Consider the following 17,294-nt stretch of genomic DNA (forward strand, 5'->3'; position numbering starts at 1 on the left):
ATGGCTTGCCCCGCAAGTGCCGACTCCCGGTCACGGAACTGATTTATGCAGTCGAGCGCCGCATCATATTCTCCAGAATCGGATTCAAGCGTGCGATCAGCCATTCTCCGGCAGCGATCGGCGCGACGGAACGGGTAGTCCGGTCAGAAGCCCCTACCGCCGCCGGCTGATTCACTACGGGAGCACGCCCGTTGCCGCATGGGGCGCGGATCAACGCTGCACGGTTGCTCCGACGAGGCGGAGGGCGAAATCACTATACTGCCAGACGAGAGCGTCCTCGCTGACTTCGCCGTCCGGCCGGTACCAAGCCGCGACTCCCATGCCCAGGTCAAGAATTGCGAACGATGCGAGTTGGGTCGATGCAACCTGGAAGCGCCCGTCGTCGATACCGGCTTCGATCAGTTGCCGGAAACAGGTTTCGTACTCGACGCGGAGTGCCAGCACTTCGCTGCGGTTCGGCTCGATGAGACTGCGAATCTCTCGATTGCCGACGAATGCCTCGAGCCGGTGCCGCGCGTGAAAACGCACGTGCGCTTCGGTGGCTCGTCGGAGGCGTTCGGTCACGTCCACGGCGCTGGACACGGCCGACCGATGCATAGTCAGCAGCGTCCGCATCGTCTCGACCATGATCTGCGCCAACAGGTCCTGCTTCGAGCCGACGTGTTTGTACAGGCTCGGACCGCGCATGCCGACGGCCTGGCCGATGTCGGCCATGGTGGTGGCCTCGTAGCCGTGGATGGTGAACAATTCCAATGCCGCGGCCCGGATCTCGTCTAGTCGGCTCAACGCTCCTCCCGTCTAGCTACCGCAGGATAGCCGAATGACCTGAGATCATCGCGACAGCCACTTCCGTTTTGCATCTTTAGTCTGCGGTGTCTAGCATCACGGCTAATGGTTATTAGCTTTCGAGGAGAGTAATGCCCATCGACTTGACCCCGAGCCCGGAAGTCGCGGAGCTTGCTCGGCGCACGGCGGAGTTCGTTCGTGACGATGTCGTGCCGGTCGAAGAAGAAGTACGCGGTGTCGCGCGGTCCGAAGAGGTACGGACCGAGCTGCAACAGGCCGCGAAGCGCGCGGGTGTGTTCGCTCCGCATGTGAGCCTTGAACTTGGTGGCCACGGCCTCGACATGTGTGGCCGCGCAGCCGTTTTCGAGGAGGCCGGCTACTCGCTGCTAGGCCCGCTGGCGTTGAACATCGCCGCGCCAGACGAGGGCAACATGCACATGCTCGAGGCCATCGCGACCGATGACCAGAAAGAGCGGTACCTGCGGCCGTTGGCCGCGGGCGACATCCGTTCCTGCTTTGCGATGACCGAGCCCGCGCCCGGTGCCGGTTCGGACCCCAGTGCCCTCACTACGCGCGCGGAGCGCGTACCGGGCGGCTGGCGTATCGATGGCCACAAGTGGTTCATCACGGGTGCCGACGGTGCAGCGTTCACCATTTGCATGGCTCGCACGTCGGGGGAGCCGGGCGACGCCGGTGGCGCCACCATGTTCCTCGTCGATGCCGGCAATCCGGGAATGAAACTGGTGCGGCACATCGAAACTCTCGACGAGAGTCTCTACGGCGGCCACATCGAGGTGCTGTACGAGAACTGTTTCGTCCCGGACGAGGCGGTGCTCGGCGAGGTCGACCAGGGCTACCGATATGCACAGGTCCGGCTCGGTCCGGCGCGGATGACCCACTGCATGCGGTGGTTGGGCATCGCGCGCCGCGCACAGGACATCGCCGTGGACCGCGCGGTGGAGCGCCGGTTGTTCGGCTCCCGGTTGGGCGATCTGGGCATGGTGCAGCAGATGATCGCCGACAACGCGATCGACATCGCCGCAGCGCGCGGGCTCATCCTGCGGGCGTGCTGGGAACTGGACCAGGGCGGTCACGGGTCCCAGTCCACCTCGATCGCCAAAACCTTTTGCGCGGAATCGATTTGGCGGGTCGCCGACCGTTCCCTACAAATCTGCGGCGCGCTGGGCGTATCCGGTGACCTGCTGTTGGGACGGTTTCTGCGTGAGGTCCGGCCGTTCCGTATCTACGACGGCCCCTCCGAGACGCATCGATGGGCGATCGCGCGCCGAATCATAAATCGGCACGAACGTGAGAAGAACCAGTGAACGCCACACATACCGCCACGCCCGACGGCCTCGATCTGCAGGCGCTGGAAGGATTCTTCGCCGAGCACGTGCCCGGCTTCTCCGGCACTCTGTCTGCCGAGCTCATCCAGGGCGGCCGGTCGAATCTCACGTACCGGCTCTCCGACGGGCACTCGACTTGGGTTCTGCGCCGTCCCCCGCTGGGCGGACTCGCTCCCTCCGCGCACGATATGCAGCGCGAGTACCGGGTGGTTGCCACCCTTTCGGGCACCGATATCCCCGTAGCTCGTGCCGTGGCCCTGGCCGACGCCGGCGTCCTCGGCGTTCCGTTCACGGTGGTGGAGTATGTCGGCGGCCGCGTCATCCGAACCCTCGAGGATCTCCATGCCCTCCCACACGCCGAGATCACGCGTTGTGCCAGCGGACTGATCGATGTCCTCGTCCGGCTGCACGCCGTCGACCCGGCCGAGGTCGGCCTGGCCGGCTTCGGGCGGGCCGAGGGGTATCTGCAACGGCAAGTGGCACGCTGGCATGACCAGTGGCAGCGAGTGCGGACACGGAAACTCAGCGATATTGATCGACTACACGAGCGACTTGTCGCGGCCTGCCCCGCCGAAGCGGGGGCGTCGATCGTGCACGGCGACTTCCGGATCGACAATGCGATCTTCGACCGCGACGACGTGGGCCGGGTCCTGGCGCTGGTCGACTGGGAAATGGCCACTCTGGGTGACCCGCTGGCCGATTTGGGTTTGCACCTGGTTTACTCCGACCCGGCGTTCGCCCCGGTGCTCGGCGGATCGGCCGCTTCGACCAGCCCCCGGCTCCCGTGCATCTCCGAGCTAGCGGAACACTATGCTCAATCCAGCGGACGCGACCTGGGTGACCTGCACTTCTACCTCGCACTCGGCTACTTCAAGATCGCCGTGATCGCCGAGGGCATCCACGCCCGCTTCCAACGGGGCATGACTCGTGGCGATGGCTTCGACACGGTCGGTGATGCAGTCGCGCCGCTCGCGGCGGCCGGGCTGACCCAACTGGGGGCCCGATCATGACGCAGGCTGATGCACGGTCGGTGCTCGAACTGTTCCGGCTGGACGGAAAAGCGGCAGTGGTGACCGGAGCTAGTTCGGGCCTGGGAGCGGGATTTGCGCGTGCCCTCGCGCAGGCCGGGGCCGACGTGGTTCTCGCCGCACGCCGCGCCGACCGGTTGTCGGAGATCGCCTCCGTTGTGCAGCAGCAGGGACGCCGCGTCCTGATCTGTCCCACCGACGTCGCAGATCCCGAACAATGCGAGGCGCTGGCAGCGCGTGCGGTTGCGGAGTTCGGCCGGATCGATGTGCTGATCAACAACGCCGGCGTCGGCACCGCGGTGCCGGCCGTCAAAGAGCACCCCAACGAATTCCGCCGAGTAATCGACATCAACCTCAACGGGTGCTACTGGGCGGCGCAGTCTTGCGCTCGCCGGATGGAACCCGGTTCGAGCATCGTGAACATCTCGAGCGTGCTCGGCTTGATCAAATCCTATGCACCGCAAGCGGCTTACGCGGCGAGCAAGGCCGGATTGATCGGTCTGACGCGCGATCTGGCCCAGCAGTGGTCCGGGCGGCGAGGAATCCGGGTCAATGCGATCGCTCCCGGATACTTCGTCAGCGAAATGACCGCCGAGATTCCCGAGGACCAACTTCTGGGCTTTATCCGCCAGACCAGCCCGCTGGGCCGGTTGGGCATGCAGCACGAACTCGATGCCGCGGTCGTTTTCCTGGCCAGTGATGCCTCGTCCTACATCACTGGCTCGACCCTGGCGGTCGATGGAGGAATGTCGGGCCACTGAGCCCTTCTTCGCGATCGTGGCGACCTTCGCGTAAAAGACCACCGAGACGATCGAGGATGCGCACGAGAGAACGTATCGCCAAAATAGCCTCGCTGATCGTTTTGGTATTGGCCTATGGGTTGGATCTATTCCAAAGATCTCGCGTGTCGCATTGAATAATCGATCCTGGGCATCCGCCGCCCGTCAAAATCCGACTCAGCTTCCCGAGGCTTGATTGCCCTCCATCGCGGGTGCTCTGTTGCTCCCCAGATCCGCGGCCGCGCACTGTTTTGCCGCACCACCGGGGCCTGGCGGACGCTCGGCGCCAAAGCCTTGATCGCTGGCTGATCACCGACGGCGTCACGTGAAATCCCCGCGGCCGCGGCGTCATAGGACCGCTGCTCGGTCACTGCCAGCGTTTCCGCTCTCAACGGCGAAACAGCGGTTCCTCCGCTGGCGGCCGAGGGTTTTGCTTCCTTGAGTGTCAGCGATGTGTCGTCCACGGTTAGCGTGCCCACGCCTGCTTTGGTGACGAAGCCTCCGGGCCGGAGCGTCGATGTACCGGTTACGGATACATTGCCAGTCGCTAGCGCGCGGTGGACCCGCTGAACAGAACAGAACTCGAGCCCGCGGCCCAGACTCTGGTTTGCAGGCCAAGTGTTGATGCCATCCGCTCGGCGGCGACGCTTGTCAGGGCCACCGGGAAGGCGCCATGCACCGTTCCTTGCACGCACAACCATCTTGACCATCAAACTACGAATCCCCCGACGCCCGCAGCGGACTTTCTGGCCGGCGCTGCTGTGGTCGGATCCCACGCATGATCTAGGTTTTACAGTTATGACTTCATATGACACGTTCCATGACGTCGGAGTGCTGATCCTGCGGCTGGTGTTGGGCGTGACGCTGGCCGCGCACGGCTACAACAAGTTCTTCGGCGGTGGCCGCATCCCGGGCACCGCGCGCTGGTTCGAGAGCATCGGCATGAAGCCCGGCAAGTTCCACGCCACCGTGGCCGCGACCACGGAAATGGCCGCCGGTTTGGGCCTGGCCGCCGGCTTCCTGACCCCGATCCCGGCGGCGGGCTTCGTCTCCCTGATGCTGGTGGCGGCATGGACGGTGCACCGCGCCAACGGCTTCTTCATCGTCAAGGAGGGCTGGGAGTACAACCTGGTGCTCGCGGTCAGCGCCGTGGGCGTGGCGACGCTGGGGGCGGGCAAGTACAGCCTGGACTACGTGGTGTTCGGGAAGAACTGGTTCGACGGCTGGCAGGGGTTGGTGATCTCGGCGGGCTTGGGCCTGGCCGGGGCGATCGGCCAGCTGTTAATCTTCTACCGCCCGCCGGTCAAGCAAGCCGGTTAGTGAAGGCTCGTCGGCTTCGTCGTTACGATCCGCGCGGAGTTTTTCGGAGTGGACGGTGTTGGTTCGGGGTTCGCCACGAAACCCTCGAATACTCTTCAGACGGGATGAGAGGCGAAAGCCGAAAGGGCCCTTGGGAAGTCCAGTTAGCACTTCCCGTATGCCACACAGGGAGCCACTGCGAGTCGCGATAACCGGCGAAACATGTTCCCGCGCATCCGCTTCCAGGGTTGCGCCCCGATGCCGTCGCATGCCTGCGACACTCAATACCGGTAGACCGCTGATATCCATGAATGCGGCTCGATGCGCACTCCCCTTCCGGTGTTGGCCGACACGCCCAGGGGGTTGATGGATAACTGCTGATATCCATACGCTTTGCCGTCCTGAGATGTGACGCTACCGCCAATCCCATTTTGATGGCACCACCAATAGCATTGATGGACAACGCACTTCGCATGCACGCTGGGCGCGACAGAGACCCGAATGGGAAACGTCCAAAGCGAGCTGATGCCTAGGCCCACTAACCAGATTCTCACCATTGTGGCGGATCCGCCATTTCGACGTCACAAAGATGAGAATTCCGCCATGTTGGATGAGAACCTACAGCCCGCCGGGGATGCACCGCGCCCCCACCCCAAAGCTGCCATTGACCAATGTCAACATTTGGTGTTGACTGCGTTGCATGACGGACGGCGTTCCGGCTCGCGGGTCGTTGCGATCCCGCGGCGCGGCAGCGGTAAGTACGTACACCCTTCGGCCGATCACCAGCGTGATTCCGCCCGAACGGGCCTGGGGGCTGTGGTTATCACGCCAGATCATCGCCAGGATCATGGGGACCTTCGGTCCCTCGCTCGCGGGTACTCGCGTCGAATCGGTCGACGTCCGACTGCCCGACGGCCGCCGCGTCAAGGGTGAATGGGTCTATGGACCGCGAACACCCACCAGCGACACCGAACGGTCCTCGGTCAGCGAGGGCGCGATCTACTACGTGCACGGCAGCGGGTACGCCGTGTGCTCACCAAAGACCCACCGCCGCTTGACATCTTGGCTCTCAGCCCTCACCGGCCTGCCGGTGTTCTGCATCGACTATCGCCTGGCCCCGAAGCATCGCTTCCCCACCGCGGCCGACGACGTCCGCGCGGGCTGGGACTGGTTGGTGAACACCCGCGGGGTGCCGCCGAAACAGATTGTGATCGCCGGTGATTCGGCGGGCGGTCATCTGTCCGTGGACTTGCTGCTGCAGCCAGAGGTCGAGCACCCCGCCGCCATGGTGCTGTTCTCTCCGCTGTACGACCTCACGTTCGAACTGGCGCTCGCCCGTGAGCGAATACGCCCCGACCCCGCCACCCGAGCGGCGAACGCGGTCCGCCTGGTCGGCCTCTATCACAGCGGCATCGAACTGACCCATCAACGGCTGACGCTCGACGTCGCCGGCCGCCCCGCGCTGCCCCCCACGCTGATCCAGGCCGGTGGGGCCGAGATGCTGCAGGAGGACGCGCGCCAACTTGCCGCTGACATCCGAACCGCCGGTGGCAGATGCGAACTGCAGGTCTGGCCGCACCAGGTGCACGTCTTTCAGGCGCTGCCACGCATGACACCGGAGGCCGCCAAGGCGATGGCCTATGTCGCGCGGTTCATCGCGCACGCCCTGCAGGATGCGCGCGTCGCCACCGAGGAGGTCCGCTGACCATGTTCGGTCCCGTAGACAGACTGCTCAACCGGTCGAAAACCAGCCGGGGCGCCTTGGCGGTGGTGACCGGCGCCGGAAGCGGCATCGGCGCCGCGTTCGCCGTCGAACTGGGCAAGCGCGGCGGCGCCGTCGTGTGCAGCGACATCGACGAAGCCGCCGCGCAGCGGACGGCCGACGCGATCACCGAACACGGCGCCAAGGCGGTCGCAATCCGTTGCGACGTGTCGCGATTCGAAGACGTACAGGCGCTGGCCGAGCAGTCGCAGTCCTGGTTCGCTGCACCACCCACGCTGGTGATCAACAACGCCGGCGTCGGCGCGGGCGGTGCTGCCATCGGTGATGCGCCGCTGGACGACTGGTTGTGGACCCTGGGCGTGAACCTGTGGGGGCCCATCCACGGCTGCCACGTGTTCACCCCGATCCTGCGCGAGGCGGGGCCGTCGCATGCGCCGCGGGGCATCATCAACGTGGCATCGGCGGCGGCGTTCGGTGCGGCGCCCGGCATGGCCGCCTACAACGTCAGCAAGGCCGGCGTGCTCTCACTCTCGGAGACGCTCGCCGCCGAACTTGCCGGCACGGGGGTGCGAGTCACCGTGCTGTGTCCGACCTTCGTCAAGACCAACATCCTCGAAACCGGCCGCATCAGCGAACAATCCAGCGAACTCGCCGCAAAATTGATGCGCTGGACCGGGTTATCGGCGGAGAAAGTCGCGCGCACCTGCTTGGACACCCACGACCGCGGCGAGCTCTACTGCATGCCGCAGTTCGATGCCAAGATCGGCTGGAACATCAAACGGCTTGCCCCGCAAACCTATACGCGTGCCGCCGGTCTGGTGTCCCGCATCAACCTACCCTGATCACCCGACGCAAAGGAGCGCTTGATGGCCATCGACATGGAAGCCATGCTCGCCAAGATCAAGGATCGGCAGTGGGCCCTCGCCGACATCGATTGGGACGCACCCGGCGGCGAAATGATCACTGATGAACAGCGGCCACAGCTCAAGGCATTCATGGCCGACCTGTGCTGGATCGAGAACATCGGCGCCAGGGGCTTCGCGGCCTTGGCGAAGAAGGCACCCACCCCGACCATCGCCGAGATCTACCGCTACTTCCACGCCGAGGAGCAGCGCCACGCCAACGCCGAACTGGCGCTGATGAAGCGCTGGGGCATGCTCGAGGACGGCGAGATTCCCGAGCCGAACGTCAACATCCGCCTGGCGATCGACTGGCTGGACCGCTGGGCCGACGACATGCCGCTGTCTCTGCTCGGCACCGTCATCCCGATGCTCGAAGTCGCGCTGGACGGCGCCCTGTTGAAATTCCTCCTCGACGAGGTGCACGACCCCCTGTGCCACCAGGTTTTCGAGAAGATCAACAATGACGAATCACGCCACCTGGTAGTCGATTTCGAAGTTCTCGACATGATCGGGCACGCGAAGATCCGGCGGTTGCTGATCGACTTCGTCGGCCACAACGCCACCCCGGGTCTCATCATCGGCGCGATCACGGGCGCACCGCTGATCAACAGGATCCGCAACGAGATCACGGCCATGGGCATGGAGCCCGAGCGCCTTTACCGCGCCGTGAAACGATTCAAAGAGCTCGGGGATCGCGGCGAACGTACCAGGCGGGTACCGACTTATCGTTTCCTGAGGCGTTACGCCGGAGTGGTCACGAGTCCACGCCACCCGTACCACCTGCTGGCGAATTCGATGGTGTGGCTTTCCGACCGATATCCGCGGCCCCTGCTTCCGCCGGTGCCGACTTGGGTCAAAGAACTCACCCACGAGCCGGCGGCGTGACCATGGCGAACAACCGCGCCCATGCGGCGCTCATCATCGGAGCCGGCTTCACCGGACTGGGGGCGGCGATCCGGCTGGCCGAAGCCGGAGTCGACGACATCGTGATGCTGGAGCGTGCCGACCGCGTCGGCGGAACCTGGCGCGACACAACGTATCCGGGCGCCAGCTGCGATGTCCCGTCACTGCTGTACTCGTACTCCTTCGTCAAGAACCCGACATGGTCACGCACCTACTCCCCCGCGCCTGAGATCTACCGGCACCTCGAGGACATGGCGGACAGGTTCGACATCCGCAGCCGCATCAAGTTCGGCCACGAGGTCAAGGACCTGGCCTTCGACGAGGAAGCCGGAGTCTGGACCGCGACGACGAGGAACCGCAAGAAGTTTCGCGCCCGCACCGTCGTGCTGGCGTCCGGTCCGCTGTCCGACGTCAGCTTCCCCGACATCCGCGGCCTGGACAGCTACCGCGGACACAAGATCCACAGCGCACGCTGGGATCACGACTACGACTTCACCGGCAAGCGCGTCGCGGTCATCGGTACCGGTGCCAGCGCCATCCAGATCATCCCCGAGCTGGTCAAACAGGCCGGGTTCGTCAAGGTGTTCCAGCGCACCCCGTGCTGGGTGCTGCCACGCTTGGACGTCGCCACCCCACCGGCGGTGCAGTCGTTGTTCGCCAAAGTTCCTGCGACCCAACAGCTTGCGCGCCAGGCGCTGTACTGGGGCCACGAAGCCAGCGCCACGGCGCTGGTGTGGGACACCCCCTTGACGTCGCTGGTCGCCCGCCTCGGCCGCGCCCACCTGCGCGCCCAGGTGAAAGACCCCTGGTTGCGACGGCAGCTGACGCCGGACTTCCGGCCCGGGTGCAAACGCATGCTGGTTTCCAGCGAGTACTACCCCGCGCTGCAGCGCGACAACTGCAAGCTGATCGACTGGCCGATCGCCACGCTGAGCCCGGCCGGCATTCGCACCAGCGACGGCATCGAGCATCACCTCGATTGCATCGTGTTCGCCACCGGTTACGACGTGCACCTGACCGGGCCGCCCTTCGGAGTCACCGGGCTGGGCGGCCGGTCGCTGGCGGCCGAATGGGCCGCCGGCGCACAGGCTTACAAGAGCATCAACGTGCACGGCTATCCGAACCTGTTTGTCATGACCGGCCCCAACTCCGGGCCGGGCCACAACTCGCTACTGGTGTACATCGAGGGCCAGCTGGACTACGCGGTGCGCGGGATCACCACCGTGCTCAACGACAACCTGCGTTACCTCGATGTGCGCGCCGAGGTCCAGCGCCGCCACAACGAGGAGCTGCAACGCCGACTCACCAAGACGACCTGGATGTCCGGATGCCGCAGTTGGTACCTCACCAAGGACGGATTCAACGGGTCGATGTACCCCGGCTTCGCCACGCAGTATCTTCGCCAGATGAGGGATTTCCGGTACGAGGACTACCAGGCGGTGGCGCGACACGCCCCGACGCAGGCCACCGCGTCGGCCTGAGCTGCCGCACTGACATGGCCACCGAGCGCGCAGCGCGGCCCGAGCCCGGCACCATCGCGAGCGTGCTGCACAACGTGCGGCGCGCACCCAAACGGGTTCGGCGCCAATCGCGGGAGTATCGCCAACTCATCGAGGGGGCGGTGTCCCAGCTTTTCGACGCGGCCGCCCGGCACCCGCACGGCACCGCGAACTCCGGTGAATACCGGATCGACGACCTGGCCCGCCTGGCCGGCACCACCACCCGCAATATCCGCGTCTACCGGGACCGGGGGCTGCTGCCGCCGCCACTGCGGGTGGGGCGCATCGCGCTGTTCAACGACACCCATCTGACCCGGCTGCGGCTCATCACCTCGATGCTCGACCGCGGCTACAACATCGCACACGTGCGAGAAATGCTCAGCGCGTGGGAAGAAGGCAAAAACCTCGGCGACGTGCTGGGCCTGGAAACCGCCATCGTCGGCACCTGGACCACCGAAAAACCGGAGACGGTGGCGCTGGCCGACGCGCAGCGACTGGTCGACGACGCGCAGGCGTTCGAGCGTTTGGTGGCGCTCGGGGTGATCAGGATCGATGGGGAGCAGGCGACGATCACGCGCCCGAAACTCATCGAAGCGTTCAATGAAATTCGGGGCTACGGCGTCAAATTCGACAAGCTCATCGACCTCCACGAACAGATCGTCCCGCAGATCGACAAGATCAGTGACATGCTGGTGCGCGCCGGGGCCGAACACGTGCTGGACCGCATCAAGCCCGGCGAGCCGCTGCCGGCCGACGCCGAAATCGCCGAGCTGATCACCATGCTGGTGCGATTTAGGACCCAAGCCGTGGCGACCGTCACCGCCACGCTCGCGTCGTCGATCGAATCGAATATCGAGTCGCTCGTCGGCCGCATCCTGGCCGACTATCTCGAATCGAGCTCGTCGGTCTGAGTCTGGGTCAGCGCGCACCTCGGGCCGTGCGCGCCGGCGCGGCTAAGAGGTGACGACGGTGCAGGTTGCGCACGCGACGGTGGCCGTGCAATCGGCTATTCCCGGGGAGATCAAGGCAAGCATCAGGCCAAGTAACGCTTTCGCCCTGAGATTAGACATACAGCTCCTACTCCTCTAACCCCCGGGTGTGCGGCACACCTTACGTGGAGCTGTACCGGTAAATCATGGGAATGGCCAACATTGGCTCTTCGATCGGCATTCGGCCGCAGCCGCGGAATGGTGACCAGATAACCGGCGTCAGTGCTGGCTCAGCGTCAGCGTCCCCTTCGTTTGAAGCACTTTGCTGGCGGTGATCTTCTCGGTTCTGCGCGTCTCGCGTTCGAGGTAGCGCTGCTTGGAATCGTCGAATTTCTGCGAGGCGTCCTCGAGCTCCTTGACCAGCAACGCAAGGTCGTCGCGCATGGCGGCGGCCTCCCCGGTGAAGTCCTCGCGTTCGAAGATCCGCCACTTCTTCAGCACCGGCATGACCACTTCTTCGAGATGAATGCGCGGGTCATAGACTCCGCCCACCGCGATGATCACCGCCTTGCGGCGAAACTCCGGGACCGTGAATCCGGGCATCTTGAAATTGCGCAGAATCCGGTGCACCGACCTCATCGCCTGATCGGGCGCGATGTCCAGGCCCGCGGCGCTGATATCCCGGTAGAAGAGCATGTGCAGGTTCTCGTCATGCGACACCCTGGCCATCAACTGCTCGGCGACCGCGTCGTTGCTGACCTTGCCGGTGTTGCGGTGCGAGACACGGGTGGCGAGCTCCTGGAACGAGACGTACATGACCGAGTCGAACAGGCTCTCAGCGAACATATCGCCCTGCTGGTTCTGGCCGGGACTGAAGCCCCTGGTCATTTGCTCGAGCCGCAGCTTCTCCAGCTCGACCGGGTCGACGGCGCGAGTGACCACCAGATAGTCGCGCAGCGCCGTGCTGTGCCGGGCCTCCTCTGCGGTCCACCGATTCACCCACTGACCCCATGGACCGTCCATGCTGAAGTTCATCGCGATCTCGCGGTGATACGACGGTAAGTTGTCCTCGGTCAACAGGTTTTGCACCATCGCTACCTGCGCGACGTCGGGCAGCCGCGTCTGCCCGGGCTCCCAATCCTGGCCGTCCGGCCCGTAGAAGTTTCTGCCGTCCGTCCAGGGAACGTAGTCGTGCGGGCTCCACTCCTTGAACATCGAAAGGTGGCGATTGAGCAGGCGCTCAACCACCGGCTCGAGCTCGTGAAGTAGCTGCAGGTTGGTCAGCGGCTTGGACACGGAACCCTCCCGGTTATCTGTCGCGCTCAGTAACGCGCAATGTATCTGTGTCATGCGGTTACATAAAGATGGCACGCGCGAGAACCGGGCAAATAGGGCCGAAAGTCCCTACGGCGCCGGCAGTGACGCAGAGAACACCGAGCCGCCGGCTACCGCGGGCAGCCGGCAAATGCGATCAGAAAGCTATTGGCGCGCAATCAGATAGGGGGCGAGCGTGGACAGTTTTTCGCAGGTCTCTTCGAATTCGCGGTCGGGTGTCGACTCTTCGATGATGCCCGCTCCGGCACGCAGCCAGGTCTTCCCGTCACGTTCGTACGCCGCCCGTAGCGTGAGCGCCGCGTCCAGCCCGCCGTCGGCCGAAAACATCACGACCGCACCCGAATACAGCCCCCTCGGCCCCTCGTCGAGGCGCATGATCGCCTCCACCCCACCGGCCTTCGGGATGCCGGACGCGGTGACCGCCGGGAACAGCGCTTCCAGCGCGTCCATCCGGTCGTTGGACGTGCCCAGCCGGCCGCTGACCGTGGAGCCCAGGTGCTGCACGCTCCCCCGTTCCCGCACCGTCATGAAATCGGTGACGACGGCGGTGCCCGGCTCGGCGATCTCGGTCATTTCCTGCAGCGAGCTCCGCACCGAAATGGCATGCTCGACAATCTCTTTGGAATTCGACTCCAGGTCGTCGCGGGCCTGGCGGTCGCGCACCTCCCCACGGCCGAGCGCACGGGTGCCCGCCAGCGGTTCGGTTACCACGACTCCGTCGTGATGGACGGCCGCGACCAGTTCGGGACTGTATCCCACGGCGCGAATCCCGCCGAGCCGCAGCAGGAACGACCTCACCGGGGTGTTGTGCCGACGCGCCAGGCGGTAGGTGGACGGAAAATCGAGCACGAAAGGCACTTCCAGAGAACGGGAAAGAATCACTTTGTGGTAGCGGCCCCTGGCGATCTCCGCGACGGCCGACGCGACGCGGCCACGGTAGTCGGACGGGTCGGCGACCACGTCGACCGCCGAGGCGTCGCGCACATCGGGCACGCCGTCGCCCAGCACGTCGAGGACATCGTTGCGGTGCCCGGCCGAGGTACCGAACAGCCGAACCTCATCCCGGGTCACCACGATGCGGCCGTGCGGCCAAAACACCCGGGCCAGCGGGGTTCCCGGCGCCAGCCGCTGCTGCAGCCCATAGCGGTACACACCGAATTCGAAGGCGATCCAGCCGAAGAGCTGATCGGTTTCCAGCAACAGCCGGTCGGTGGCTTCACCGAGCACCGGGCCAGGCCTGCCCGACCAGTATTGGCTTTGCGTCACCCCGTCGCGGATCACTCGCAGCTCGTCGCTGTCGAGCTCGATCATCGCGCGCACACCGGTGGCCAGCACCCATTCACCGCCGCGCTCGTAGAGCAGATACTCCTCCCCGACGCGCTCGGACAGCACCACGGCCAGCTCGGCCGCCAGATCCGCCGGATCGACGTGCAGGGGAAGCGGAATCGACGGCGACTCAGAGCCGGCGGAACTTGTCTGGACGCTGACCTCGGTCACGGTTAGTAAATGTAGCCTAACCTATGTAGCGGTGCGCAACCGATCCCACGAACTTCCCCCTCGATTGCCGCATTCAGCTAAAACTCCCGCGGAGTTAAAGCGCCGGCCGACCGCGCGCCTGCCCTCGAAGCCCGGCGGCGCACTGGCGGAACCGACCTGTTTGTGCAGCTAGAGCCGGTTGAACCCCCGGCTCGGGGCGAAGGTTCGGCCCACGGCTGTGAAGATCGCCACTCAAAAGTTTCCCAACCGTTTACGTTGCGGCCGCACAACAGGCGGCTCCGACAGCCAGACTTTTCCTAGCGCTCACTGCCCGCCCACCAGGACCGCCGGATTGGAGGAACACCGTGTTCATAATCCGGCTTTTCAACGGCGAGGAAGTGCACGCGAGCGAAGGTGACGAACTCGAAATCAATCCGCAGACGGGCGTGCTCTCGGTTTCCCGAGTCGACGGTTTCGAGGAAATCACGACGCATTACTCGCCGTCGGCATGGCTCTCGGTGACCCACCGCAAAAAGGGGGCCGGCGTCAGGCCCTCGCTCGTCCCCTCGGCGCGTTGACGCTCAATTGACCCCACAGTAAACGCACAGCACTTTCACACCAAACTAGCGGCGTCCGAAACGGGCCTGAGCGCGAAATTCCGCTCCGAAGATCGCGCCCCGACCAGCAGGTTTCTGGTTTAGCAACAGTTAAACAGGTGGCCGACATCCTGTGTGCTGCCAAGTGGCGGTGGACCAGCCGCGGGGATAAATTCTTCACGGTCGTCGGGATGTTTCGTGGTTGCTCCGCTTGCGGACGGTGCTTCCCCCAGATCAGCGCTCTAACCAACGGAGGCATCGATGCTGCAAGAGTTCTGGCACAACTTCACGCACAACTTGTTCAAACCGCTTCTGTTGTTCTTTTACTTCGGGTTCCTGATTCCCATCCTCAAGGTGCGGTTCGAATTCCCCTACGTCATCTATCAGGGATTGACGATGTACCTGTTGCTGGCGATCGGCTGGCACGGCGGCGAAGAACTCGCGCAGGTCAAGGCATCCAGCGTCGGGGCCATCATCGGATTCATGGTGGTGGGCTTCGTGCTCAACTTCGTGATCGGCTGCATCGCCTACCTGTTGCTGACTGTGCTGACCTCGCTCAGAGCCGTCGATCGGGCGACGGTCGCCGGTTACTACGGCTCCGATTCAGCGGGAACGTTCGCCACCTGCGTGGCAGTCCTGGCCACCGTCAACCTCGTATTCGACGCGTACATGCCGGTCATGCTCGCCGTCATGGAGGTTCCCGGCTGCCTGGTGGCGCTGTATCTGGTTGCGCGACTGCGCCATCGGGGAATGGACTCGGCCGGCTACATGCCTGACGAGGCCGGCTACACCCCACCCGTCAAGGTCGGAGTCGGTCCCGGCAGCGCGGCGAAGCCCCCGCACGGCCAGAGCCTCGAGGCCGAGAATGAACGCGGCATCGAACAGGAGCTGGAGCTCTCCATGGAAAAGCTCGATCATCCGGACTGGGAGCCTGAGCGAGTCGAGACCAAAAAGCAGCCCTTCCTCTCCCGTGAGCTCATGCAGGAGGTTTTCCTCAACCCCGGCCTGGTCCTTCTCTTCGGCGGAATCGTCATCGGCCTCGTCAGTGGTCTACAGGGCCAGAAGGTCGTCGCCGCCGACGACTCGTTCTTCGTGGTGGCATTCCAGGGCGTGCTCTGTCTGTTCCTGCTCGAGATGGGTATGACGGCCGCCCGCAAGCTGAAGGACCTGCGCACGGCGGGGCCAGGCTTCATCCTCTACGGTCTGCTGGCGCCGAACATCTTCGCAACGCTGGGGATCATCGTCGCCCACGTCTACGCCTACCTCACCCACACCGACTTCAAGCCGGGAACCTACGTGCTGTTCGCGGTGCTATGCGGTGCGTCGTCCTACATCGCCGTTCCGGCGGTGCAGCGCCTGGCGATCCCGGAAGCCAGCCCGACTCTGCCGCTGGCCGCCTCACTGGGCCTGACGTTCTCCTACAACGTCACCATCGGAATCCCGCTCTACATCGAGATAGTCCGCATGGTCGGGCACTGGTTCCCGGGCACCTGACGACTTAACCGAGCAGCGTTCGCACCACGGCGTCGGCCAGCAGCCGTCCGCGTGGAGTCAGGACCAGCCTGTCACCCTCGGACACCAGCAGACCGTCGGCGACCGCGCCCTCGGCGCGCTCACGCTCGGCAGAACTCAGCAATTCGACTGGGAGTCCCTGGCGCAGACGCGTTTTCAACAGCACGTCCTCGGTGTGCAAGGCGTCGGAATCCAGCTGCTCGAACCCGGCCACCGGCAGCGCCGCCGCGCTCAACCGCTCCGCATACGCGTTGGGGTGTTTGACGTTCCACCACCGCGTCGCGCCGAGATAGCCGTGTGCGCCGGGCCCGGCGCCCCACCACTGGCCGCCATCCCAGTAGCCGAGGTTGTGGCGGCACTCACCGCCGGGCCGCGACCAGTTGGACACCTCGTACCAGGACAGTCCCGCCTGCGACAGCCGGGCATCCACCAATTCGTAGCGGTGGGCCAGCACGTCGTCATCGGGTGCGGCCAGCTCGCCGCGCCGGACTCGCCGGGCCAGCGCGGTGCCCTCCTCGACGACCAGCGCGTAGGCGGAGACGTGATCCACGCCGGTCTCGATCGCGGTGTCGACCGAGCACAACAGGTCGTCGTCGGACTCCCCGGGGGTTCCGTAGATCAAATCGAGGCTGACGTGCTCAAAGCCGGCGGCCAGCGCCTCGCGGGCGGCGGCCGCGGACCGGTTCGGCGTGTGGATGCGGTCGAGGACACCCAGCACCCGCGGCGCCACCGACTGCATCCCCAGCGATACCCGGGTGTAGCCGGCCGCGCGGATGGCGTCGAAGAAATCCGGCCATGCCGACTCGGGGTTGGCCTCGGTGGTGACCTCGGCGTCGGGCGCCAGCGTGAAGTGCTGTCGCACCATGCCCAGCAGCGTCGCCATCCGCTGCCCGCCCAGCAGGGAGGGTGTCCCGCCACCGACGAAGACGGTGCTCACCGGTGGCGCCTGCAACCTCGCGGCCGCCAGTTCCAGTTCCGTCCCCAGTGCGCTGAGCCAGGCGTCCGGATTGACGCCACCTAGTTCGGCCGGGGTGTAGGTGTTGAAATCGCAGTAGCCGCAACGGGTTACGCAGAATGGCACGTGCACGTAGATGCCAAACGGCTGCCCGGCGACCACCCCGACGTCGGGCAGGTCCACCGGTTCCTCGCGATTGGCCATGCCAAATGATCCCACGACGGAC

General features: G+C 65.0%; 15 protein-coding genes. 11 read left to right on the forward strand and 4 right to left on the reverse strand.

Going from position 1 to position 17,294, the window contains the following annotated elements; translation table 11 throughout:
* Positions 1 to 210: 210 nt before the first annotated feature.
* Positions 211 to 786 carry a TetR/AcrR family transcriptional regulator gene (locus B9D87_RS10855; protein WP_040629665.1) on the reverse strand — a complete coding sequence of 192 codons (576 nt, stop codon included), beginning with the start codon at positions 784 to 786 and terminating at the stop codon, positions 211 to 213.
* A gap of 131 nt (positions 787 to 917) precedes the next feature.
* Between B9D87_RS10855 and B9D87_RS10860 the strand changes: the two genes are divergently transcribed.
* The 9 genes from B9D87_RS10860 to B9D87_RS10900 all read left to right on the forward strand — a co-directional run bounded on the left by B9D87_RS10860 (position 918) and on the right by B9D87_RS10900 (position 11,176).
* On the forward strand, positions 918 to 2,111 hold the full coding sequence (locus B9D87_RS10860; RefSeq protein WP_007769899.1) for an acyl-CoA dehydrogenase family protein: 1,194 nt from the start codon (positions 918 to 920) through the stop codon (positions 2,109 to 2,111).
* Positions 2,108 to 3,142: a phosphotransferase family protein gene (locus B9D87_RS10865; protein WP_007769898.1), complete on the forward strand. Its 1,035-nt coding sequence runs from the start codon at positions 2,108 to 2,110 to the stop codon at positions 3,140 to 3,142. The genes B9D87_RS10860 and B9D87_RS10865 overlap by 4 nt, the downstream gene beginning before the upstream one ends.
* Positions 3,139 to 3,921 (forward strand): SDR family NAD(P)-dependent oxidoreductase, encoded by a 783-nt coding sequence (locus tag B9D87_RS10870; RefSeq protein WP_040629664.1) that lies wholly within the window; start codon positions 3,139 to 3,141, stop codon positions 3,919 to 3,921. The genes B9D87_RS10865 and B9D87_RS10870 overlap by 4 nt, the downstream gene beginning before the upstream one ends.
* Before the next feature lie 816 nt (positions 3,922 to 4,737).
* A complete protein-coding gene (locus tag B9D87_RS10875) occupies positions 4,738 to 5,259 on the forward strand; it encodes a DoxX family protein (protein ID WP_007769896.1) in 522 nt (173 codons plus the stop codon).
* Between the two features lie 679 nt (positions 5,260 to 5,938).
* Positions 5,939 to 6,943, forward strand: coding sequence for an alpha/beta hydrolase (locus B9D87_RS10880; protein WP_080598506.1), 1,005 nt, complete (start codon positions 5,939 to 5,941; stop codon positions 6,941 to 6,943).
* A gap of 2 nt (positions 6,944 to 6,945) precedes the next feature.
* On the forward strand, positions 6,946 to 7,803 hold the full coding sequence (locus B9D87_RS10885; RefSeq protein ID WP_007769894.1) for an SDR family NAD(P)-dependent oxidoreductase: 858 nt from the start codon (positions 6,946 to 6,948) through the stop codon (positions 7,801 to 7,803).
* 24 nt (positions 7,804 to 7,827) lie between these two features.
* Positions 7,828 to 8,748 (forward strand): hypothetical protein, encoded by a 921-nt coding sequence (locus tag B9D87_RS10890; protein WP_007769893.1) that lies wholly within the window; start codon positions 7,828 to 7,830, stop codon positions 8,746 to 8,748.
* 2 nt (positions 8,749 to 8,750) lie between these two features.
* Entirely contained in the window at positions 8,751 to 10,247 is a 1,497-nt protein-coding gene (locus B9D87_RS10895; RefSeq protein WP_415623559.1) for a flavin-containing monooxygenase, read from the forward strand.
* A gap of 14 nt (positions 10,248 to 10,261) precedes the next feature.
* Positions 10,262 to 11,176 carry a MerR family transcriptional regulator gene (locus tag B9D87_RS10900; protein WP_007769891.1) on the forward strand — a complete coding sequence of 305 codons (915 nt, stop codon included), beginning with the start codon at positions 10,262 to 10,264 and terminating at the stop codon, positions 11,174 to 11,176.
* 297 nt (positions 11,177 to 11,473) lie between these two features.
* On the opposite strand, the gene B9D87_RS10905 is transcribed toward B9D87_RS10900, so the two are convergent.
* Complete coding sequence (locus tag B9D87_RS10905; protein ID WP_007769890.1) at positions 11,474 to 12,490, reverse strand: acyl-ACP desaturase; 1,017 nt, start codon at positions 12,488 to 12,490, stop codon at positions 11,474 to 11,476.
* Between the two features lie 183 nt (positions 12,491 to 12,673).
* Positions 12,674 to 14,026 carry a salicylate synthase gene (locus B9D87_RS10910; RefSeq protein ID WP_007769889.1) on the reverse strand — a complete coding sequence of 451 codons (1,353 nt, stop codon included), beginning with the start codon at positions 14,024 to 14,026 and terminating at the stop codon, positions 12,674 to 12,676.
* Positions 14,027 to 14,370: 344 nt separating this feature from the next.
* Here B9D87_RS10910 and B9D87_RS10915 point away from each other — a divergent pair, with 344 nt between their 5' ends.
* Both B9D87_RS10915 and B9D87_RS10920 read left to right on the forward strand, forming a co-directional pair.
* Entirely contained in the window at positions 14,371 to 14,583 is a 213-nt protein-coding gene (locus tag B9D87_RS10915) for a hypothetical protein (RefSeq protein WP_007769888.1), read from the forward strand.
* A gap of 279 nt (positions 14,584 to 14,862) precedes the next feature.
* Positions 14,863 to 16,095: a sodium-dependent bicarbonate transport family permease gene (locus B9D87_RS10920; RefSeq protein ID WP_007769887.1), complete on the forward strand. Its 1,233-nt coding sequence runs from the start codon at positions 14,863 to 14,865 to the stop codon at positions 16,093 to 16,095.
* Between the two features lie 4 nt (positions 16,096 to 16,099).
* On the opposite strand, the gene hemW is transcribed toward B9D87_RS10920, so the two are convergent.
* Positions 16,100 to 17,272, reverse strand: a complete 1,173-nt coding sequence (gene hemW, locus B9D87_RS10925; RefSeq protein WP_007769886.1) for a radical SAM family heme chaperone HemW — start codon at positions 17,270 to 17,272, stop codon at positions 16,100 to 16,102.
* Positions 17,273 to 17,294: the final 22 nt, after the last annotated feature.

Source organism: Mycobacterium colombiense CECT 3035 (assembly GCF_002105755.1).
GTDB lineage: Bacteria > Actinomycetota > Actinomycetes > Mycobacteriales > Mycobacteriaceae > Mycobacterium > Mycobacterium colombiense.